Here is a 21609-nt window from a genome sequence, read left to right as displayed (position 1 = left end):
GTTCACAAGGATTGTTCATATGCTTCACCACCTTTCATTAGGCGTTTTGGATCTCGACCGGGCGGCGGCGTTCTACGACGCCGCGCTGGCGCCGTTGGGTTATGTCCGGGTATGGGGCGACGACGAGGCACTCGGTTACGGCTACGAGGGCGGCGGCGACAAACTCGCGCTCAAACTGACGCCGGCGGCGACGCTGGTGATCCCCGGCGAGGGTTTCCACCTGGCGTTGACAGCAGGCACGCGCGAACAGGTCGGGCAATTCCACCAGGCCGCCTTACTCCATGGCGGCCGCTGCAACGGCGCGCCCGGATTGCGGCCCGACTACGGTGACGACTATTACGCGGCCTTTGTCTTCGACCCCGACGGACATCGGCTTGAAGCGGTGGTCAACGCGCCGGACGCCAGTTGCTGCAACAAGCGAGACTAAGGTAGCGCCTGCGGTCCTTAGTCGCGCCGGCAATCGTCGATCATCAGATCTTCCTTGCGCCGGTGCCGGTCGAGGCGCCGCTCCGCTTGCACGACGCTGCGGGCGTTGGCGTGCTCGACCAGTAGCAAGGCCGCCTTCAGCGCGGCCGACATGCTGGCCGCGGCGCCCGCCATCGCGTCGATTGGCGACGTCGGCGCGCTGTGCGCGTTGGCCCGCAGCGCGCGGCGCCACACGCACGCCGTTTTCCAACGCGGATTGCCGGGAAAGCGCAGCGACAGGTCGCGCCACGCGTTGCGGCCGTCGCCCGCCACGGCCAGCGTCATCTGCCGCGGCGAGACCCTGCTGCCGCTGAAGATGAGGGCGTCGCCGACCACCTTCGCATGAAAACACTCGCCCAAATATTGCATGCGCACATCCGTCGATTCCGGCAAAAACATCTCTTTCCATTGATAACCACGGCTACCCTGCCCAAGCGCGGCGGCCGGCGTATTCTCCGGCCTGGCCAGCCATTCCCGGATGGCTAGGTTGGCAATCTCGGACGGCGACAGGCGGCCGCGCGCATCGTGCATATAGGCATCGAGTTCGAGGAGAGTAGAGGGTGTCAAAATGGGACTCTGTAGGGCAAGCATACTCGTTTCTCCTGTGCGTTTTGTCTGGTTTTGTCTGGTTTCTCTTGTTGGACAAGCGCTTTAATGATGAGTTCAAATTAGACAAAACGAGTACGAATGCGCACCTCGAACGAGCAGGAATGCCCTAGAGGTTTAAAAATTGGAACCGACACCGGTCCTTTTTGCGGGGACGGCGCCTTGCGGCCGCCGGCTTTCCCCGACTAGAAAAAATTCAGCAGTTCGCCGTCGCGGTCGAACGCCAGATACCCCTTGATTTGCCCTTCCTGGATCGCCGTGATCATTTTGCGCAGCGGCGCCTCGGCTTCGCTGGCAGCCGGCGGCTGGCCGTCCTTGCCACCCAGGCTGGCCACGAAGACCACGTCCCAGTGCGCCTGCATATGGCGCGATTCCTCGACCAGCGCGGCGAAGCTGCCAGCCTCGTCCGGTAATTTGTCGACGCACATCACCGGCGTCAGGCTGCGCCCCTGGGCGCTAGCCGCCTCGGCCTGGGCGAAGGCGAACAGCAGCCGCTGCGGTTGCGCCTGCGCGCGGGCCGCGCCCAGCAGGCTGTCGTAACTGTTAATTTCCATATCAAAGCTTTCGAAAGTTGCGTGAATTGGTGCGTGGCACGCCGCGCCGCGCCTCTCCCCCTAGGTATACCGCAAAGCGGCGCGCCGGCCCATAGCTAGAAGGGACTAGGGCGCCTAGTCATTCTCGGCCCGCGGAACCGACTTCTTGCCAATACCCATTGCCGACCCCGCTGCGTAGACTGGCCCCATCGACGTTGCAATGTCCGTCTTGCAACGTTCTAATTACCCAGCATCGTTTGCGGTGCGTGTGTGGAGGCAGCATGAGTCACTTTTTGGATCGTCTGAAATTCTTCAACAAGCCCAAGGAAACCTTTTCCAACGGCCACGGCGCCGTCGTCGACGAGGACCGTACCTGGGAAAACGCCTATCGCCAGCGCTGGCAGCACGACAAAATCGTGCGCTCGACGCACGGCGTCAACTGCACCGGTTCGTGCAGCTGGAAGGTGTATGTCAAGAACGGCCTGATCACCTGGGAAACCCAGCAGACCGACTATCCGCGCACCCGTCCCGACCTGCCCAACCACGAACCGCGCGGCTGCCCGCGCGGCGCCAGCTATTCCTGGTACGTGTATTCGGCGCAGCGCGTCAAGTACCCGATGGTGCGCGGCCGCCTGATGGAAATGTGGCGCGAAGCGCGCCGCACCATGGACCCGGTGACGGCCTGGGACTACATCAGCCAAAACCCGGAACGGGCCAAGCGCTACAAGGAAGTGCGCGGCCTGGGCGGTTTCGTGCGCGCCAAATGGGACGAGGCCAACGAGATCATCGCCGCCGCCAACGCGCTGACGATCAAGAAATACGGTCCCGACCGCGTGGTCGGCTTCTCGCCGATTCCGGCCATGTCGATGGTCAGTTACGCCGCCGGCACCCGCTACCTGAGCCTGATCGGCGGCGTCGCCCTGAGCTTTTACGACTGGTACTGCGATTTGCCGCCGGCCAGCCCGCAGGTGTGGGGCGAGCAGACCGACGTGCCGGAATCGGCCGACTGGTACAACTCCACCTATCTGATGGTGTGGGGGTCGAACGTGCCGATGACGCGCACGCCCGACGCCCACTTCTACACCGAGGTGCGCTACAAGGGCACCAAGACCGTCGCCGTGTCGTCCGACTACGGCGAGATGGTGAAATTCGGCGACATTTGGCTGGCGCCGAAGCAGGGCACCGACGCCGCGCTGGCGATGGCGATGGGCCACGTGATCCTCAAGGAGTTCCACGCCGAGGGCCAGTCCGCGTATTTCCGCGGCTACGCCAAGCAATACACCGACTTCCCGATGCTGGTGATGCTCAAGGAGGCCAACGGCACGCTGGTGCCGGAATACTTCCTGCGCGCCTCGCACCTGGCCAACAACCTCGACGAGAGCAACAACCCGGAATGGAAGACGCTGCTGATCGACGACGCCAGCGGCGACGTCATCGCGCCGTCCGGCTCGATCGGCTTCCGCTGGGGCGAGTCCGGCAAATGGAACCTGGAGCAAAAAGCCGGCAGCAGCCGCAAGGAAGTCGACCCGCGCCTGTCGCTAATCGCTTGCAGCGACGCGGTAGTGCCGGTCGGCTTCGCCTATTTCGGCGGCAAGGACGCCTCCGACATGTTGATGCGTAACGTGCCGGTCAAGAAGGTCGTGCTGGCCGACGGCAGCAGCGTGCTGGTCACCACCGTGTTCGACCTGACGCTGGCCAACTACGGCATCGACCGCGGCCTGGGCGGCGGCAACGTCGCCACCAGCTACGCCGACGACGTGCCCTACACGCCAACGTGGCAGGAGAAGCACACCGGCGTCAAGGCCGCCGACGTCGTCACCGTGGCGCGCGAGTTCGCCCAGAACGCCGACCAGACCCACGGCAAGAGCATGGTCATCGTCGGCGCGGCGCTGAACCACTGGTACCACATGGACATGACCTACCGCGGCATTATCAACATGCTGATGATGTGCGGTTGCGTCGGCCAGTCCGGCGGCGGCTGGGCCCATTACGTCGGCCAGGAAAAGCTGCGTCCGCAAACCGGCTGGACCCCGCTGGCCTTCGCGCAGGACTGGAACCGGCCGATGCGCCAGATGAACGGCACCTCCTTCTTCTACGCCCACACCAGCCAGTGGCGCCACGAGAAGCTGCACACGTCGGAGATTTCCTCGCCGTCGGCCAACGGCGCGGTGGCGCAGATGTCGCTGCTGGACTACAACGCCAAGTCCGAGCGCATGGGCTGGTTGCCGTCGGCGCCGCAGCTGGAAACCAATCCGCTGGAGGTGACGCGCGCCGCCGCCGCCGCCGGCCAGGACGCGCAAACCTACGCGGTCGAGCAGATCAAGGCCGGCAAGCTGAATTTTTCCTGCGACGACCCGGACAACCCGGCCAATTTCCCGCGCAATATGTTTGTCTGGCGCTCGAACATCCTGGGCAGCTCCGGCAAGGGCCACGAGTATTTCCTGAAGTACCTGCTGGGCACGCAGAACGCCCTGATGAGCGACGAGAACGATTGCATCAAACCTAGCCACGTCAAAGTGCGCCCGGCCGTCGAAGGCAAGCTGGACCTGCTGGTGGTGCTGGACTTCCGCATGTCGACCACCTGCCTGTACGGCGACGTGGTGCTGCCGACGGCGACCTGGTACGAGAAGGACGACCTGAACACCTCCGACATGCACCCCTTCATCCATCCGTTGTCGGAGGCGGTGCAACCGCTGTGGCAGTCGAAGTCGGACTGGGAAATTTACAAGGGCATCGCCGAGAAGTTCGCCGAAATCGGCGGCGAGCTGCTCGGCACGCAGCAGGATCTGGTGCTGACGCCGCTGCTGCACGACACCCCGGGTGAACTGGGCCAGCCCTTCGATCCGAAGGACTGGCGCGCCGGCGAGTGCGAACCGATCCCCGGCAAGACCATGCCGAGCATGACCGTGGTCGAGCGCGACTACCGCGACGTCTACAAGAAGTTCACCTCGATCGGGCCGCTGCTGGAAAACATCGGCAACGGCGGCAAGGGCATCGGCTGGAAGACCGGACACGAGGTCGAGGTGCTGCGCGGCGTCAACCGCACGGTGCTGGAGGAGGGCGTCTCGCAGGGCCAGCCGCGGCTGGACACGGCCATCGACGCGGCCGAGATGATCCTGTCGCTGGCGCCGGAAACCAACGGCCACGTGGCGGTCAAGGCCTGGGCCGCGCTGTCGAAGATGACCGGGCGCGACCACACCCACCTGGCGCTGCCGCGCGAGCACGACACCATCCGCTTCCGCGACGTCCAGGCGCAGCCGCGCAAGATCATCTCCTCGCCGACCTGGTCGGGCCTGGAGAGCGAGGAGGTCAGCTACAGCGCCGGCTACACCAACGTGCATGAAATGATCCCGTGGCGCACGCTGACCGGGCGCCAGCAGTTTTACCAGGACCACCTGTGGATGCGCGACTTCGGCGAGGGCCTGTGCGTCTACAAGCCGGCCATCAACACCAAGACCACGGCGGCGATGCTGGGCGCCAAGCCGAACGGCAACAAGGAGCTGGCGCTGAACTTCATCACGCCGCACCAGAAGTGGGGCATCCACTCGACCTACTCGGACAACCTGCGCATGCTGACGCTGTCGCGCGGCGGCCCGCACGTGTGGCTGTCGGAGGTCGACGCCAAGGCCGCCGGCATCGTCGACAACGACTGGATCGAGGTCTTCAACGTCAACGGCACGCTCACGGCGCGGGCGGTGGTCAGCCAGCGCGTCCCCGAGGGCATGACGATGATGTACCACGCCCAGGAGAAGATTATCAACGTGCCCGGCGCGGAGCTGTCGGGCAAGCGCGGCGGCATCCACAACTCGGTCACCCGGGCCGTGACCAAGCCGACCCACATGATCGGCGGCTACGCCCAGCTGTCGTACGGTTTCAACTATTACGGCACCGTCGGTTCCAACCGCGACGAGTTCGTATTGGTGCGCAAGATGAAAAACGTCGAGTGGCTGGAAGGCCCGCTGCAAGAGAAAGAGCAAGGAGTGGCAGTATGAAAATCAGAGCGCAAATCGGCATGGTGCTGAACCTGGACAAGTGCATTGGCTGCCACACTTGTTCGGTCACCTGCAAAAACGTTTGGACCAGCCGCGACGGCGTCGAGTACGCGTGGTTCAACAACGTCGAGACCAAGCCCGGCATCGGCTATCCGAAGGAATGGGAAAACCAGGACAAGTGGAACGGCGGCTGGAAGCGCGGCGCCTCCGGCAAGATCGAACCGCGCCAGGGCAGCCGCCTGAAGATCCTGGCGAACATCTTCTCGAACCCGAACCTGCCGGCCATCGACGAGTACTACGAGCCGTTCACCTTCGACTACGAGCGCCTGCAAAACGCGCCGCTGTCGGAAACGCCGCCGACGGCGCGGCCGATCTCGGTGTTGACCGGCAAGAAGATGGACAAGATCGAATGGGGGCCGAACTGGGAGGACGACCTGGGTGGCGAGTTCGCCGCGCGCAGCAAGGACAAGCTGTTCGACAACATGCAAAAGGAGATGTACGGCACCTTTGAAAACACCTTCATGATGTACCTGCCGCGCCTGTGCGAACACTGCCTGAACCCGACCTGCGTGGCGTCCTGCCCGTCCGGCTCGGTGTACAAGCGCGAGGACGACGGCATCGTGCTGATCGACCAGGACAAGTGCCGCGGCTGGCGCATGTGCATCTCCGGCTGCCCGTACAAGAAGATTTACTATAACTGGTCGTCCGGCAAGGCCGAAAAATGCACCTTCTGCTACCCGCGCATCGAGGCCGGCCAGCCGACGGTGTGCTCGGAAACCTGCGTCGGGCGCATCCGCTACCTGGGCGTGCTGCTGTACGACGCCGACATGATCGAGGCGGCGGCGTCGGTGCCGCACGAGCACGACCTGTACGAGGCGCAACTGGGCCTGTTCCTCAACCCGCACGACCCGGCCATTATCGAGGAAGCCCGCCGCCAGGGCATTCCCGACCTGTGGCTGGCGGCCGCGGCCAAGTCGCCGGTGTACAAGATGGCGGTCGAATGGAAGGTGGCGTTCCCGCTGCATCCGGAATACCGCACCTTGCCGATGGTCTGGTACGTGCCGCCGCTGTCGCCGATCCAGGCCGCCGCCGAGTCCGGCAAGATGGGCTTGAACGGCATCCTGCCGGACACCCGCAGCCTGCGCATCCCGGTCAAGTACCTGGCCAACCTGTTGACGGCCGGCTACGAGGCGCCGGTCGTCACCGCGCTCGACCGCATGCTGGCGATGCGCGCCTACATGCGCGGCAAGAGCGTCGACAAGGTCGAAAACCTGACGGTGCTCAAGCAGGTCGGCTTGAGCCAGGCCGAGGTCGAGGACATGTACCACATCATGGCCATCGCCAACTACGAGGACCGCTTCGTCATCCCGAGCAGCCACAAGGAAATGGCCGAGGACAGCTTCAACGAGAAGGGGTCGTGCGGTTTCACCTTCGGCAACGGCTGCTCCGACGGCAGCAGCGAGCCTACGCTGTTCGGCAAGAAAAAATCCGGTTCGGCGATCTTCATGTCGATGCCGAAATCGCGCAAAAGCGCTTGATCGACGAGGAGAACGACATGCAACACTACCAGGTTCTATCCGCCTTGCTGCTGTACCCGGAAGCCGAACTGATCGCCAATCTGCCCGAACTGGCGCTGGCGCTGGCCGACACGCCGCCATGGCACGCCATGCTGCGCCCGCTGCTGGCGCACTTGGCCGGCACCGGCCTGATCGACCTGCAGCAGGAATACGTGATGACGTTCGACCGCACGCCGTCGCACTCGCTGCACCTGTTCGAACACATCCACGGCGAGTCGCGCGACCGCGGCCAAGCCATGGTCGACCTGATGGAGGAGTACCAGAAGCACGGCCTGGAAATGACCGGCGACGACTTGCCCGACTTCGTGCCGCTGTTCCTCGAATTCCTGTCGCAGCAGGACCAGGCCGAGGCCACCCGCCTGCTGTCGGACGCGATCCACGTGCTGGCCCACATCGGGCGCAAGCTGGCCGCCAACGGCAGCCCGTACGCGGTGGTGTTCGAGGTGCTCGAACGTCTTAGCCCGGTCGCCGCCGAGGCGCTGTCGGAGCCGCCGGTGCGCGACATGGACGAGGCGCTGGAAACCTTCGGCCCCAGCGCCGACGGCGTCGAACCGCTGCTGAAGAAGCTCGGCGCCGGCGTGCAGCCGATCAATTTCCACCCGACGGCAAGGCGCGCCGCCCAGAAGGCGGCTTAACAAGAGCACAAGGAGCGCATCATGGACTATCTGCATCAATTCGTATTCGGGATCTATCCCTACATCGCGCTGGCGATCTTCCTGCTCGGCAGCCTGATCCGCTACGACCGCGAGCAGTATTCGTGGAAGTCGGAATCGAGCCAGGTGCTGCACCGCGGCGGCCTGCGCGCCGGCAGCATCCTGTTCCACGTCGGCATCATCGGCCTGCTGTTCGGCCACGCCGCCGGCCTGCTCACGCCGGTCTGGGTGTGGCACGCGCTGGGCGTCTCGCACAGCTTCAAGCAGGGCGTGGCGATGGCCGCCGGCGGCGTCATGGGCGGGCTGTGCCTGGCCGGCGTGCTGATCCTGCTGGTGCGCCGCTTCGGCAACGACCGCCTGCGCGCCGTCACCACCTTCAAGGACAAGGTCGTGCTGCTGTGGATTTTGCTGACGCTGCTGCTGGGCCTGAGCTCGATCGCCGTCTCGGCCGACCACATGGACGGCCACACGATGCTGCAACTGATGAACTGGGCGCAGCACGTCGCCACCTTCCGCGGCGACGCCGCCGCCTTCATCAGCGAGGCGCCGCTGATCTTCAAACTGCACCTGTTCATGGGCATGTCGCTGTTCGTCATCTTCCCGTTCACCCGCCTGGTGCACGTGTGGAGCGGCTTCGGCGCGCTGGCCTACCTGGGCCGCGCCTACCAACTGGTGCGTCCGCGCTAAAAGGAGAGGGACCATGGGCATATCCGTCAACGGCGTCGACATCACCGACCACGCCATCGAACAAGAACTGCCGCACCACCAGGACGCCGGCAACCCGCTCAAGCAAAGCGTGCACGAACTGGTGCTGCGCAGCGTGCTGCTGCACGAGGCCGACCGCCTGGCCATCGGCGGCGCCGACGACGACGCCCGCATCGAAGCGCTGTTCGCCCAAGAGGTGAAGGTGCCGGAGGCCGACGCCGCCGCCTGCGCCACCTTTTACCGCAACCAGCCGCGGCGCTTCAGCAGCGGCGCCATGGTCGAGGCGCGCCACATCCTGTTCCAGGTCACGCCCGAGGTGCCGCTGGAACTGCTGCGGGCGACCGGCCAGGCGGTGCTGGCCGAACTGCGGATCCACCCCGAGCGCTTCGCCGACCTGGCGCGCGAATACTCGAACTGCCCGTCGGGCGCGGTCGGCGGCAGCCTGGGCCAGCTGTCGCAGGGACAAACCGTGCCGGAATTCGACAAGTTGCTGTTCCGGCTGGCGCCGGGCGCGCTCGCCGACCACCTGCTGGAAAGCCGCTTCGGCCTGCACATCGTCCAGGTACTGCGGCGTGTCGACGGCGCGGCGCTGCCGTTCGACGCCGTGCACGCGCAAATCGCCGACCGCCTCAAGCGCGCGGCGTGGCAACGCGGCCTGCACCAATACCTGCGGATACTGGTGGGCCGCGCCGACGTCGAAGGCGTCGCGCTGGAAGGCGCCGACACCCCGCTAGTGCAATAAAAAGAGCCGTCGAAAAAACAAAGCCGTCGAAAACATAGCCGTCGAATCAACACCCGTAGCGCCGCCGACGGCCTAGTTCGAAATAACTACACCGCCTAGCCCCAAATACCCACAGCCAAGCGCGGCCCCAGCCGCTACAATCGTCCACCTAAAGAGAAGGAGTCTGCGATGCTACGCGACCGATTTGGTCGAACCATCGACTACCTGCGGCTGTCGGTCACCGACCGCTGCGATCTGCGTTGCAGCTACTGCATCCCGAAAGGATTCCGCGGCTTCGAAGAACCGCGACACTGGCTGACCTTCGACGAAATTGAACGCCTGCTGGCCGCCTTCGTGCGGCTGGGCACGACGCGGGTGCGCCTGACTGGCGGCGAGCCGCTGCTGCGGCGCGACCTGCCCTTGCTGGCCGGGCGTCTGTCGGCGCTGCCGGGCCTGCGCGACCTGTCGCTGTCGACCAACGCCACCCAACTGGCGCGCCACGCCGAGGCGCTGAAATGCGCCGGCGTCGGGCGCATCAACGTCAGCCTCGACTCGCTCGAGCGCGGCTGCATGGAAAGCATCACCGGGCGCGACAGCCTGGCGCCCATCCTAGCCGGCCTGCGCGCCGGCAAGGCGGCCGGCTTCGCGCCGATCAAGATCAACATGGTGGCCATGCGCGGCGTCAACGAAGAGCAGATCGACGACATGGTCGAATTTTGTATCGAACAACAGTTCATCCTGCGCCTGATCGAAGCGATGCCGATGGGCGCGACCGGGCGCGACACCGCCTACCTCGACCTCGGGCCGATCCAGGCGCGGCTGCAGCGCAAGTTCGGCCTGGTGGCGCAAGCGGCCGAACTGGGCGGCGGACCGGCGCGCTACCTGGCCACGCCGGACGGGCGCGGCAGCATCGGCTTCATCACACCAATGTCGCAGCACTTCTGCGCCAGCTGCAACCGGGTCCGGCTGGCGGTCGACGGCACGCTGTACCTGTGCCTGGGCCAGGAGGAGAAATTCGAATTCCGCCCGCTGCTGCGCGGCGGCGCCAGCGACGCCGAACTGGAGGCGGCGATCCGCGCCGCCATTGAACTGAAACCGCGGCAGCACGACTTCAGCGCGCAGCCCGGCAAAATCCTCCGCTTCATGGCGCAAACCGGAGGATAAAGGAAAAAGACACCGGCAACGCGAAGCCCGCCCTTGCCCCTGGTTTCAAACCCATCAACGGCGATTCCCGCCTATACTGACGTCAAACCGGAGGCTACGATGCAAGGCAAGGCAATGGACGGCAAGCGCAGGGCATATGGTGCGTGAAGCCATCCGCTCGTCGTGGGAAAAACTGTCGACCAAAATCGTCGGCGCGCTGCTGTTTTTCCTGACCCTGGCGCTGCTGGCGATCGGCGCGACGCTGTTCCTGTCGTGGCAACTGGAGGGCAGCTCGGCGGCCATCAACGAAACCGGCAGCCTGCGCATGCAAAGCTACCGCCTGTCCATGCTGCTGACCCGGCTCGACGCCGAAGCGCTCGACGCCGGCCTGCGCCCGGCCGCCGCGCGCCAGGTGCAACTGATCGACTACACGCTGCGGCGGCTGCAGCGGGGCGACCCGCAGCGCCCCTTGTTCCTGCCGCCCGGCAGGGACATCCACGACGAATTCGAGCGCATCGACCAGGCCTGGTGGCGCAGCCTGCGCCCGGACGCGGCCAGCCTGCTGGCGCCGGGCGCGCGCCAGCCGGCGCGCCTGCTGGCCTTGCAGCGCAAGGCCGAGGACTTCGTCGCCCAGGTCGACGGCCTGGTGCGCCTGATCGAGCGCGACAGCGAGCAACGCGCCTTCTGGCTGCGCGGCTCGCAACTGGGCTTGCTGGGCATGGCGCTGTGCGGCACCGTCAGCATGATCTACCTGATGTTCATGCTGATCATCGAACCGGTGACGCGCCTGCGCGAAGGCATGCAGCGCATGAAGGACAAGGACTTCGGGGTCCGCCTGGCGGTCGAGAGCGACGACGAGTTCGGCCAACTGGCCGACGGCTTCAACCGGATGGCCGACCGGGTCCAGGCGGTGTACGGCAAGCTGGAGGAGCGCGTGCGCGCCAAGACGGCCGAACTGGAGGAGCAGAACCGCGAACTGGCGCTGCTGTACGACATCGCCGCCTTCCTGCAACTGCCGCTGCCGGTGGAAGCGCTCGGCGAGGGCTTCCTGCAACGCATCCGCCTGTATTTCGGCGCCGACGGCGGCTCCGTGCGCGTGCTCGACGCCGCGCGCGGCAACCTGCACATGGTGGTGCACCACGGCCTGTCGGCCGAACTGGTCGAGGCCGAGCACTGCCTGAAGGTCGGCGACTGCCTGTGCGGCGAGGCCGTGACGAAAAAAATCACGATGGTGCACGACATGCGCAGCATCGACCGCGGCTACAAGCTGCAGTGCCACCGCGAGGGTTTCGCCACCGTCTCGGTGTTCCACATCCACGCGCACGGACAGCACATGGGCTTTTTCAACCTGCATTTTCGCGAGCCGAAGGAATTCGACAAGGCCGAGCAGGCGCTGCTGGAGACGCTGGGCCGGGTGCTCGGCATCGCGCTGGAAAACCTGCGCCTGGCCGCGCGCGAGCGCGAAATGGCGATTTCGGAGGAGCGCAACCTGGTGGCCCAGGGCTTGCACGACAGCATCGCGCAGAGCCTGAACTACCTGAACCTCCAAGTGCAGATGCTGGACGACTCGGTCAAACAGCTGCGCCTCGACGAGATCGCCGGCATCGTGCCGGCGCTGCGCATCGGCGTCCAGGAGAGTTACGAGGACGTGCGCGAACTGCTGCTGAACTTCCGCACCCGGCTGATGGAAGACGATCTGATCGGCTCGCTGCGAACCACCATCGACAAGTTCAGCCGCCAGACCGGCATCGCCGCCGAGCTGGTGGCCGACGTCGACGGCGCGCCGTTTCCCCGCGAGCAGCAGCTGCAACTGCTGTTCATCGTGCAGGAGGCGCTGTCGAACATCCGCAAGCACGCGCTGGCCAGTCGGGTCGAAGTGCGGCTGCAGGACAGCCAGGACTTCATCCTGACGATCCACGACAACGGTATCGGCTTCGACGCTGCCACCCTGCTGCAAAAGGGCGACAGCCACGTCGGCCTGAACATCATGCGCGAGCGCGCCCAGCGCATCGACGCCAGTTTCGCGGTCGACTCGGCGCCGGGGCGCGGCACCACCGTCGCACTGCAGTTGCGCCACGAACAGCGGCGCGCCGCCTGAACCACTTTATAGAAAACGAGAAAACGCAACCACCATGGATACACCCGAAAAACCAATCAGCGTGCTGCTGGTGGACGACCATACCCTGTTTCGCAGCGGCATACGCTCGCTGCTGCAGCGCCACACCGAGTTCGCCGTCGTCGGCGAGGCGGCGGACGGCGTCGACGGCATCAAGCGCGCCAAGCAACTGCAGCCCGACGTCGTGCTGCTGGACTTGAACATGCCCGGCATGTCGGGCGTCGAGACGCTGCAACTGATGCAACAAGACTGCCCCGACGCGGCCATCCTGATCCTCACCGTCTCCGAGGACGCCGAAGACCTGGCGGCGGCGCTGCGCGCCGGCGCCAGCGGCTACCTGATCAAAAACATCGACGCCGACTACCTGGTGCGGGCGATCCGCCGCGCCGCCGCCGGCGAAACCGTGGTGGCCGAGGCGATGACGGGCAAACTGGTGGCGCAACTGCAGGCCGGCAGCCAGCGCGGCGAGCCGGCCTCGGAACTCGACAAACTGACGCCGCGGGAAAAGGACATCATCGGCTGCCTGGCGCGCGGCGAGAGCAACAAGGGCATCGCCCGCACGCTCGACCTGGCCGAAAGCACCGTCAAAATTCACGTCCAAAACGTCCTGAAAAAACTCAAACTGACCAGCCGCGTGCAAGCGGCGGTGTACGCGGTCGAACACCGCCAAGCGAAATAGGGCGACGCGGCGGCCTTGCTTGAGCAGCCCAGGGCGCCCGCCGCCGCGCCTAGCCCGAGCGCCGCTTGAACAGTCAAGAACCGCAGCACCCGCCACAGCAACCGCCTGCCTCGGCCGTCTCCAGGCGATAACCGGCCCCGTTCAGCGCCGACTCCAAGCGCGCCGGCGTGGCCAGCGTCTCATCGATTTGCACGGTGGCGCGCTGGCCGGCCAGCGACACGCTGACCGAGCCGATGCCGGCCAATGCCCGCAGCGTGCGCGTGACCATATCGGCGCAGCCTTGGTTGTTCATACCCTGGATCTTCAAAATCTTCGTTTGCATAACAGCCTCGTGGCGAAATCGGTTAAAAAGCGGACATTCGGCGCGCCGCGGCGATATCGAAGAGCGCCGCGGCGGCGAACCCAAGCAGCTTAGGCGAGCCGGCAACGCCAGTCCAGCGCGGCGCGCCGGCATCTGCGAAATCCTTGATCCAGGTGAATTCCGCGCTGCGCCCCCCCGGCGTGCGACCGCGCCGGCGCGGGTTATTCGTAGGTCGGCTTAGTCGGCTTAGCCCAAAGTGCGTAACCCGACAACCATCTGCCGCCCGCGACCTAGTTCCATATGCCGTTGTGCCGGCGCGCCAATAAAAGTAGCATCAGCACCATGTCTTTGAATAGAAGCGAGAGAGTGATGAGCCTGTTATCGATCGACGAACCCGGCGGCGGCAAGCGCGCCGCGCTGTGGCAGGGCGGCCACGCCGTCTGGCGCCTGGGTTTCCGTCCGTTCTACCTGATGGCGGCGCTGTTCGCGGCGCTGGCCGTGCCGCTGTGGATCGTCCAATACCTGGGCTGGCTGCGCGGCTGGCCGCGAGTCGGCCTGGGGTGGCACATGCACGAAATGGTGTTCGGCATGGCCGTCGCCGTGGTCGTCGGTTTCCTTTTCACGGCCGCGCGCGCCTGGACCGGCGTGTGGACGCCGCGCGGCGGCCACTTGGCGGCGCTGGCGGCGCTCTGGCTGGCCGCTCGCGTCGCGCTGCTGGTCGCGCCCGGCGCGCCGGCTGCGGTCGTCGACATCGCCTTCCTGCCGCTGTGCGCCTGGCCCTTGTACCGCGTGCTGGCGCAGTCCGGCAACAAGCGCAACGTCTTCCTCGCCGTCTTGCTCGGCTTGCTGGCGATCGCCAACTGCCTGTACCACGCCGCCGCGCTTGGCCTGCTGGCACTGGCGCCGACGGTGCCGGTGCAGGCGGCGATCCTGCTGATCGTCGTCATCGAAGCGGTCATCGGCGGGCGCGTGATCCCCATGTTTACCCGCAACGGCGCGCCCGGCGCCAACGCCGTCGCCAATCCGCGCCGCGACGTCGCCGCCATGGTGCTGCTGGTGGCCGCCTCGCTGGCCTGGGTCGCCGGCGCCCCGGCGCCGCTGAGCGCCACGCTGGCGCTGGCGGCGGCGTCGGCCTCGCTGGTGCGCCTGGCCGGCTGGCAACCGCAGCGCACGCTGGGCGTACCGCTGCTGTGGATAATGCACCTGTCGTACGGTTGGATTCCGATCGGCTTCGCGCTGCTCGGCGGCGCCGCCTTGAACCTGGTGTCGGCCAGCGCCGCCTTCCACGCGCTGACGGTCGGCTCGATGGCCGGCCTGATCATCGGCATGATGACGCGCACCACGCTGGGCCACACCGGCCGGGCGCTCAAGGCGGGGCGGGCCGAGACGGCGATGTTCTGGCTGATCCAGCTTGGCGCGGTGGCGCGCTTGCTCGCCGGCGTCGGCCCGGCGGCGTGGTACGACACGGCCCTGGTCGCCGCGGCGCTGTGCTGGACGCTGGCGTTCGGCTTGTACGCGCTGACCTACGGTCCGTATTTACTGCGCCCGCGCATCGACGGCAAGGAAGGCTAAGCCGCGGGCATTGCCAGCCTCAGAACGAATACACCAGCGTCACCGAGGTCTGGGTGTCCGTGTTTTTCTTGTCGTCGGGCACAACGGTGTCGTTGCGCGCGATAAAGGCGGCCTTCATCTGCATGGTGCCGTTGATCTTGGTGCTGAGCGCCGCCTCCGCGCTGGAATGGACGTTCGAGGTGCCGCGTTCGACGCTGAGCGTTTGCGAAAACACCGCCGACGGGCTGATCTTCCACTTCAGCGCGGCGGCGCCGCGCACCGTGAAGCCGCGTTCGGTTTCGCCGTCCGTGCGCACGCCGGTGAAGTAGCCCGGGCCGACTTCGACATCGATACTTTTGCCGCTGGAACCGTACCAGCGCGAGCCGTGGCCGACGCCCACCGTCGTATACCGGCTATAGGCGCCGAACTTGTCGTCCACGTGCGAGGCCAGTACGAACAGCTTTTCGCCTTCCTGCATCAGCTTGTAGGCCGACTTGGCCGACAGCGAGAAGCGCTCGCCCGAACGTTCGCGGACTCTTTCGCCGTCGTCGAGGGTGGTTTCGTCCTCCTTGAAGTAGCCGCTGACGATGTAGTCGTTGCTCCAGCTATCCAATTCCTGCTTGGCGTCGATTTTGCCGGTGACCGAGGCGCCGACCGTGTTGCCGGAGGTGCTGATGGCGCCTAGCTCGGCCGACGTGCTCCAGCCTGTTTCAATGCTTTCCGTGGCGGCGGCGCCGGCCTGTGCGCCGGCCAACGCCAGCGCGAGAATCGAGAATAATGTCATGTGCAATAGGGTGGCCGCCGGCGCTTGGCGCAGACCCGCCCAGGCTATCGGCCGGCCACCTTGGTGGTGAAAAAGGAATCCGCATTGTAACTGAGCGCGGCGCGGGCCTACGTCCGCTTGGCGCGCCAGGGCAACGGCAGGCTGTTGTGGATGGCGGTGGCGGCCACCGCCGCTTGTCCCGCCGCCACGCTGATCTGGTTCAATCCCTGGCACACGTCGCCGACCGCGTACAGCCCCGGCACCGCGGTGCGCTGGTGCGCGTCGGTGAGCAATTTGGCGCAATCGGCGCTGCCCGCGCCCAGCCCGGTGGCCAGGTCGGAGCGCGCGGTTTCCCCCAGCATCGGGTAGAGCACGTCGACGCGGTAGCTTTCGCCGTCCTTGGTGTGCAGCAGCGGCGCCTTGGCGGCGCTCAGGGTTACGCCCAGCAACGGCGAGGCGATGTAGCGGATGCCGGCGTCACGCATTTGCTGGCGCTCGGTCTGGTCCAGCGGCGGCGCGCCCTCGGCGCGTTCGAATAGCGCGACGTCGCTCGAATAGGTGCGCATGAACAGCGCGTGGGCGGTGCGGTTGTGCTCCGACGACACCACGGCGATGCGTTTGTCGATGACGTCGAAGCCGTCGCACACCGGGCACAGCCGCACCGCGCCGCTGGCGACGGCCTCGCGCCAACCCTCGACCGGCAAGCCGCCGTCGGCGGTGCCGCTGGCCAGCACCACCGTGCGCGCCTGGATGTCGCCGCCGCCGCCGGCGCCGTCGTGGCTTGCCACGAACAGCTCGCCGCGCCGCTCCAGCCGCGTCACCTCGCCCCGCGTGACGCCGGTGTCGTAGCGTAGCAGTTGCCGGCGCAGCCGCTCCAGCAGCAGCGCGCCGGGAACGCCGTCCGGAAAGCCGGGGAAATTGTGGCTGACCGGGATCAGCCCGAGGCGGCTGTTGCCCTTGTCGACGATGGCGACGCTGCGGCAGAAGCGGCGCAGGTAGATGGCGGCCGTCAGGCCGCCGGGGCCGGCGCCAATGACCAGCGTGTCAACGATCTGCTCGGAATGGGGGAAGGGCGCAATGGACATGGGGCACCGGGTGGGCTGTCGACAAGGGGAGGAACCATTATCGGCGGCGTGCGCCGGCGCCGCAATCGGCACCCGCCTAAGTTGGTGTCGGAGTGCGATTACAACGCGGGGCCGCGTCAGGTGCGCGGCCCCGTGTCGCTGCGGGCGTCGCCGATTGCCGCAACCGGGGTAACGGCCTGCACCGGCGCGACGGCTGGCACCCTGGCGCGGCTTGGCGCCGCCGGCTCGATGTTGGTGGCGGTTCTGAACGGGCCTTGGTTGAGGTGGTAGGCGGCGAGGGCGGCCGCGACGGCGGGGTCGCGCGCCAGCAGCTTGGCATGGTCGATGTCCGGTGGTGGCGCCAGGACCGGCGCGGCCGCCGCAGCCCGCTCGCGTTGGGCAATATCGGTTCGCGGCGGCGCTGCCACTTCGACGGACGGGAGCTGGACGGCGTCCGCCGCGCTGTCGTCGGGGATATTGACGACGCCGCCGGCGGCGACGGACGCGCTAACAGCGGCGGCGATGTCGCTGGCGGGCCGCGCGAGTGCGGCGCCCAGCTCGGCAAACTGCTCGGCGGTGCGCTCTAGCCGCGCTAGCGTTTGGCGCGGGTCGGCCTCGGCGGCGGCGCGCAGCGCCTGCACGTCGACGCGCAGGCGCGCCGCGTCGACGCCGGCGGGCGTGGGAGCAACGCTCGGTTTAGGCTGCGGCAAGGTAAAGAAGGCGGCCGCCGAGTCGTTGTCGGGCTGCGTGAAGGTGTGCAGCAACCGTGCCTCCAGCAAAACGTCGGCCGGCGTACGGCTGGCCTCGACGCCGCCGGCGCGCAACACGTTGAACGCCTGCGCCAGTTCCTGGCCCGCCGCTTCGGCGTCCGCCGACGCGGTCGCCGAAGCGCGCGCGCCGGCATCGGCGGCGGTGGCCACGCGCTGGTCGGCCAAACGCTTGCGCGCCAGCGCCAGCGAAGACATGAACAGGCCGAGCCGGGACAATTCAACGGTGCTCGATTCCACCACGGCCGGCGCCACGGACGCGGCGGCGGCGTTCGAACCGAGCGGCGCAGTCGGCGGCAAGGGAGCCGCCGCGGCAACGCCGGACGGCGTCACAGGGGAGGGAAAGGGCATCATGGAGCGCCTCGCGCGGTTGGTCGTATGGCTTCATGCTAGCCGTTTCACGTCCATGTTCCGTTCGCCGGCCCACACAGGGGCTTGCTTGCCGGGTCGCGGACGAAAAAAGCCCGGCGCGAAGGCCGGGCTTGTTGATACGCGCCGGGCGTACGCTACAGGTTCAGACGCGGCAGATAACCGCCTGGAATAATGCCGAACACCGACAAGACGATCAAGATCAACAAGATAATGAAGAGCACGCGGACGATTTGGCCTACCGGCGCGGGCAGGGGCAGCATGCTGATGAGCCACCAGATGAGCCCGAATACCACGAGGTAGACGATGAGGGTGATGATGACGTTCATTTTTTTCCTCTAGGGATGCGATATTGTGGAGAGAACAAAGCCACGATAGCGCTAAAGGAATCACTTCACCGTTCGCTAGGGCACATAGCGGCGCCGGCCGGGCCAACGCCGCGGCATTCACCACCGCCGGGCAGGCAACATCACGCCGCGCGTATGGTTTTTGTCGGAATCATTACGGAAGCTGGTTGCTTTTACCTAAAATACGTAGTAAATTTTCATTAACGTAGCTGACCAGCCTGCTTTGAGCGCCATATGGCCGCTCAAACCGGGTAAAGCGGGTGCGGCGGCCACGGAGCTTGCGGCTTTTCGATGTAAATATCCTACAAATATGAATCATAGTGTGTCGCGTTGCTGTAAAAATCATTCTGTCCGGTGTCTCCGATTTTTGCGCCTTGCGGCCGTGTGAGCTTTTAAACCGGGCGTCGGCGCCGGGGGCACGACGCGCCGTCAGACTGGCGGCGCGCGGCTTCGGACCGGGCCCTTCAAAGTGGTAGATATGCAATCTATAGACGAAGTGAAAGACGAGCTGCTGAGCGGCGATATCCGGCAACTGGGTCGCCTGCTTGGCGATGCGATCCGCAGCCATCTGGGCGAGGTGGCTTACGAGCGCATTGAAAACGTGCGCCAACTGGCGATTCGTTTCCGGCGCGACAACGACGAGCAGGCCCGCGGCCAGCTGGCCGATTCGCTACAGGCGCTGTCGCAAGAGGAAAGCACGCAACTGATCCGCGCCTTCAGCTACTTCTCGCTGCTGGCCAATATTGCTGAAGACCAACACCACATCCGCCGCACCCGCGCCCATTTGATCGCCGGCTCCAAGCCGCGCCAGGGCAGCCTGGCGAACGCGGTCGGCAAGGTGTACGCCGCCGACCAGGGCGACGCCCTGCTCGGCTTTTTCGACGACGCCTACGTCGGCCCGGTGTTTACCGCCCATCCGACCGAAGTGCAGCGCAAGAGCATTCTGAATTGCCAAATGTCGATCGCGCGCCTGTTGAACGAGCGCGACCGCTACCAGATGACGCCGGAGGAGGCCGCCCACAACGAGGAGGCGCTCAGCCGCGGCATTATGACGCTGTGGCAAACCCGCCTGTTGCGCAACACCAAGCTGTCGGTGATGGACGAGGTGGAAAACGGCCTGTCCTTCTTCGACCACACGATTTTGACCGAATTGCCGCAGATGTATTCGTCGCTGGAGACCATGTTGGCGCAGCGGGACGAGCGCTGGGTCGACACCGAATTGCCGACCTTTATGAAGGTCGGCAGCTGGATCGGCGGCGACCGCGACGGCAATCCCTTCGTCACCGCCGCGGTGCTGCGCAGCACGCTGCAACGCCAATCCGACAAGGCGCTCGACTTCTACCTGGGCGAACTGCACAAGCTGGCCTCGCAACTGTCGCTGGCCGAAAAGCTCAACGCCTGCACCGGCGCGCTGCGCCAACTGGCCGAGCGCTCGGCCGACCAGTCGCCGCACCGCCTCGACGAGCCGTACCGTCGCGCCATCTACGGCATCCACGCCCGCGTCGAGGCGACCCGCGCCGGCATGGCGGCCGGCGCCGGGGCGCCGCGCGCAGCCGGCGCCAACGCCGCCGAGGCGCCGTACGCGTCGGCCGCCGAGTTGCTGGCCGAATTAGACGTCGTCCACCAGTCGCTGGTCCACAACGGCTTGCGCACGCTGGCCCGCGGCCGCCTGCGGCAGATCCGCCGCGCCGTCAAGGTGTTCGGCTTCAGCCTGGCGCCGCTCGACCTGCGCCAGAACTCCGACGTGCACGAGCGCGTCATCGGCGAGCTGTTCGCCAGCGTGCGCCCGGGCCTGGCCTACCAGGGCTTGCCGGAAGACCAGCGCGTCGACCTGCTGCTGTCCGAGCTGGGTTCGCCGCGCCTGCTGGTGTCCCCATACCAGACGTATTCCGAGGAAACGCTGTCCGAGCTGGACATCTTCCGCGCGATCAAGGAAGCGCACCGCACATACGGCCCCGAATCGGTGCCGAACTGCATCATTTCGAAGGCCGCCAGCGTCTCCGACTTGCTTGAGGTGGCCTTGCTGCTGAAGGAAGTGGGCTTGCTGAGCCAGCAGGACGGCACCCTCGACGTCAACATCATTCCCCTGTTTGAAACCATCGACGACTTGCGCGCCGGTCCGGACATCATGGCGCGCGCCTTCGGCTTGCCCTTGTACCGGCGCCTGCTGGAGTCGCGCGGCAACCAGCAGGAAGTCATGCTGGGCTATTCGGACAGCAACAAGGACGGCGGCTTCCTGACCTCCGGCTGGGAACTTTACAAGGCCGAAATCGACCTGGTGTCGGTGTTCAAGCAACACCGCATTCAATTGCGCCTGTTCCACGGCCGCGGCGGCTCCGTCGGCCGCGGCGGCGGGCCGAGCTACGAGGCGATCCTGGCGCAGCCGGCCGGCGCCGTGCAGGGCCAGATCCGCCTGACCGAGCAGGGCGAAGTCATCACCGCCAAGTACGCCAACCCGGAAGTGGGCCGGCGCAACCTGGAGGTGCTGGCCGCCGCGACGATCGAAGCGAGCCTGCTGCATCCGCAGCGGCCCGAGCCGAGCGGCGCCTACCTGGGCGCGATGGAGGAATTGTCGGGCGAAGCGCTGCGCTCCTACCGTTCGCTGGTGTACGAGACCGACGGCTTCGAGAAATATTTCTGGGAATCGACCGTCATCGCCGAGATCGCCGCGCTGAACATCGGCAGCCGCCCGGCCTCGCGCAAGAAATCGACGTCGATCGAGGATCTGCGGGCCATTCCCTGGGTGCTCAGTTGGGCCCAGTGCCGCCTGATGCTGCCGGGCTGGTACGGCTTCGGTTCGGCGGTGCGGCATTACCTGGCGGCGCATCCGGCCGACGGCCCGGCGCTGCTGCGCGAAATGTACCGCGACTGGCCGTTCTTCACCTCGCTGCTGTCGAACATGGACATGGTGTTGGCCAAGAGCGACATCGCCATCGCCGGCAAGTACGCGGCGCTGGTCAAGGACGCGGCGCTGCGCGTAGCGATTTTCGAGCGCATCCGCGCCGAGCACACGCGCACGCTGGACGCGCTCAAGCTCATCACCGGGCAAGAGGAACTGCAGCAGGCCAATCCGCTGATGCAGCGCTCGATCCGCCACCGCTTCCCCTACATCGATCCGCTAAACCACTTGCAGGTCGAGTTGCTGCAGCGCTTCCGCGACGGGCGCCAGGACGACAAGGCCCGCACCGGCATCCATTTGTCGATCAACGGCATCGCCGCCGGCCTGCGCAACAGCGGCTAGTAGTTAGCAATGCAAT

Annotated in this window: 18 protein-coding genes; 11 read left to right on the top strand and 7 right to left on the bottom strand. The window is 66.1% G+C overall.

Features of this window, described 5'->3' with window-relative positions:
- Nucleotides 1-19 precede the first annotated feature (19 nt).
- Entirely contained in the window at nucleotides 20-427 is a 408-nt protein-coding gene (locus ACFDR9_RS06575) for a VOC family protein (RefSeq protein ID WP_409030475.1), read from the top strand.
- Between the two features lie 17 nt (nucleotides 428-444).
- On the opposite strand, the gene ACFDR9_RS06570 is transcribed toward ACFDR9_RS06575, so the two are convergent.
- Together ACFDR9_RS06570 and ACFDR9_RS06565 are read right to left on the bottom strand one after the other, a co-directional pair.
- Complete coding sequence (locus ACFDR9_RS06570) at nucleotides 445-1056, bottom strand: hypothetical protein (protein WP_409030474.1); 612 nt, start codon at nucleotides 1054-1056, stop codon at nucleotides 445-447.
- Between the two features lie 200 nt (nucleotides 1057-1256).
- Nucleotides 1257-1625 (bottom strand): hypothetical protein, encoded by a 369-nt coding sequence (locus ACFDR9_RS06565; RefSeq protein WP_017875305.1) that lies wholly within the window; start codon nucleotides 1623-1625, stop codon nucleotides 1257-1259.
- A gap of 260 nt (nucleotides 1626-1885) precedes the next feature.
- Here ACFDR9_RS06565 and ACFDR9_RS06560 point away from each other — a divergent pair, with 260 nt between their 5' ends.
- The 8 genes from ACFDR9_RS06560 to ACFDR9_RS06525 all read left to right on the top strand — a co-directional run bounded on the left by ACFDR9_RS06560 (nucleotide 1886) and on the right by ACFDR9_RS06525 (nucleotide 13190).
- A complete protein-coding gene (locus tag ACFDR9_RS06560) occupies nucleotides 1886-5596 on the top strand; it encodes a nitrate reductase subunit alpha (protein WP_409030473.1) in 3711 nt (1236 codons plus the stop codon).
- A complete protein-coding gene (gene narH / locus ACFDR9_RS06555) occupies nucleotides 5593-7134 on the top strand; it encodes a nitrate reductase subunit beta (protein ID WP_409030472.1) in 1542 nt (513 codons plus the stop codon). Before ACFDR9_RS06560 ends, narH begins: the two co-directional genes overlap by 4 nt.
- A gap of 17 nt (nucleotides 7135-7151) precedes the next feature.
- Nucleotides 7152-7808, top strand: coding sequence for a nitrate reductase molybdenum cofactor assembly chaperone (narJ, locus tag ACFDR9_RS06550; RefSeq protein ID WP_026132550.1), 657 nt, complete (start codon nucleotides 7152-7154; stop codon nucleotides 7806-7808).
- Nucleotides 7809-7829: 21 nt separating this feature from the next.
- A complete protein-coding gene (narI, locus tag ACFDR9_RS06545) occupies nucleotides 7830-8513 on the top strand; it encodes a respiratory nitrate reductase subunit gamma (RefSeq protein WP_409030471.1) in 684 nt (227 codons plus the stop codon).
- Nucleotides 8514-8526: 13 nt separating this feature from the next.
- Nucleotides 8527-9273 (top strand): peptidylprolyl isomerase, encoded by a 747-nt coding sequence (locus ACFDR9_RS06540; RefSeq protein WP_409030470.1) that lies wholly within the window; start codon nucleotides 8527-8529, stop codon nucleotides 9271-9273.
- A 168-nt stretch (nucleotides 9274-9441) separates the two neighbouring features.
- Nucleotides 9442-10416 carry a GTP 3',8-cyclase MoaA gene (gene moaA / locus ACFDR9_RS06535; protein WP_409030469.1) on the top strand — a complete coding sequence of 325 codons (975 nt, stop codon included), beginning with the start codon at nucleotides 9442-9444 and terminating at the stop codon, nucleotides 10414-10416.
- Between the two features lie 136 nt (nucleotides 10417-10552).
- Entirely contained in the window at nucleotides 10553-12493 is a 1941-nt protein-coding gene (locus ACFDR9_RS06530; RefSeq protein ID WP_409030468.1) for a type IV pili methyl-accepting chemotaxis transducer N-terminal domain-containing protein, read from the top strand.
- A gap of 34 nt (nucleotides 12494-12527) precedes the next feature.
- The gene (locus tag ACFDR9_RS06525; RefSeq protein ID WP_017875313.1) at nucleotides 12528-13190 is read left to right on the top strand and encodes a response regulator; all 663 of its coding nucleotides are present in this window, start codon (nucleotides 12528-12530) and stop codon (nucleotides 13188-13190) included.
- Nucleotides 13191-13263: 73 nt separating this feature from the next.
- On the opposite strand, the gene ACFDR9_RS06520 is transcribed toward ACFDR9_RS06525, so the two are convergent.
- Nucleotides 13264-13512 carry a heavy-metal-associated domain-containing protein gene (locus ACFDR9_RS06520; protein ID WP_017875314.1) on the bottom strand — a complete coding sequence of 83 codons (249 nt, stop codon included), beginning with the start codon at nucleotides 13510-13512 and terminating at the stop codon, nucleotides 13264-13266.
- Nucleotides 13513-13860: 348 nt separating this feature from the next.
- Here ACFDR9_RS06520 and ACFDR9_RS06515 point away from each other — a divergent pair, with 348 nt between their 5' ends.
- Entirely contained in the window at nucleotides 13861-15063 is a 1203-nt protein-coding gene (locus ACFDR9_RS06515; RefSeq protein ID WP_409030467.1) for an NnrS family protein, read from the top strand.
- A 19-nt stretch (nucleotides 15064-15082) separates the two neighbouring features.
- Here the strand turns inward: ACFDR9_RS06515 and ACFDR9_RS06510 are convergent, their stop codons facing one another.
- The 4 genes from ACFDR9_RS06510 to ACFDR9_RS06495 form a co-directional block, all read right to left on the bottom strand.
- The gene (locus ACFDR9_RS06510) at nucleotides 15083-15826 is read right to left on the bottom strand and encodes a YdiY family protein (protein ID WP_409030466.1); all 744 of its coding nucleotides are present in this window, start codon (nucleotides 15824-15826) and stop codon (nucleotides 15083-15085) included.
- A gap of 107 nt (nucleotides 15827-15933) precedes the next feature.
- The gene (locus tag ACFDR9_RS06505; protein ID WP_409030465.1) at nucleotides 15934-16890 is read right to left on the bottom strand and encodes an NAD(P)/FAD-dependent oxidoreductase; all 957 of its coding nucleotides are present in this window, start codon (nucleotides 16888-16890) and stop codon (nucleotides 15934-15936) included.
- Between the two features lie 116 nt (nucleotides 16891-17006).
- Nucleotides 17007-17990, bottom strand: coding sequence for a hypothetical protein (locus ACFDR9_RS06500; protein ID WP_409030464.1), 984 nt, complete (start codon nucleotides 17988-17990; stop codon nucleotides 17007-17009).
- A 152-nt stretch (nucleotides 17991-18142) separates the two neighbouring features.
- Nucleotides 18143-18334: a Thivi_2564 family membrane protein gene (locus ACFDR9_RS06495; RefSeq protein ID WP_017875318.1), complete on the bottom strand. Its 192-nt coding sequence runs from the start codon at nucleotides 18332-18334 to the stop codon at nucleotides 18143-18145.
- Between the two features lie 496 nt (nucleotides 18335-18830).
- Here ACFDR9_RS06495 and ppc point away from each other — a divergent pair, with 496 nt between their 5' ends.
- Nucleotides 18831-21593, top strand: coding sequence for a phosphoenolpyruvate carboxylase (gene ppc, locus ACFDR9_RS06490; RefSeq protein ID WP_409030463.1), 2763 nt, complete (start codon nucleotides 18831-18833; stop codon nucleotides 21591-21593).
- Nucleotides 21594-21609: the final 16 nt, after the last annotated feature.

It is taken from the genome of Janthinobacterium sp. CG_23.3, from assembly GCF_046115965.1.
GTDB lineage: Bacteria > Pseudomonadota > Gammaproteobacteria > Burkholderiales > Burkholderiaceae_D > Janthinobacterium.
The sequence above is the reverse complement of the archived record's forward strand: the minus strand, read 5'-3'. Positions and strand labels throughout refer to the sequence as shown.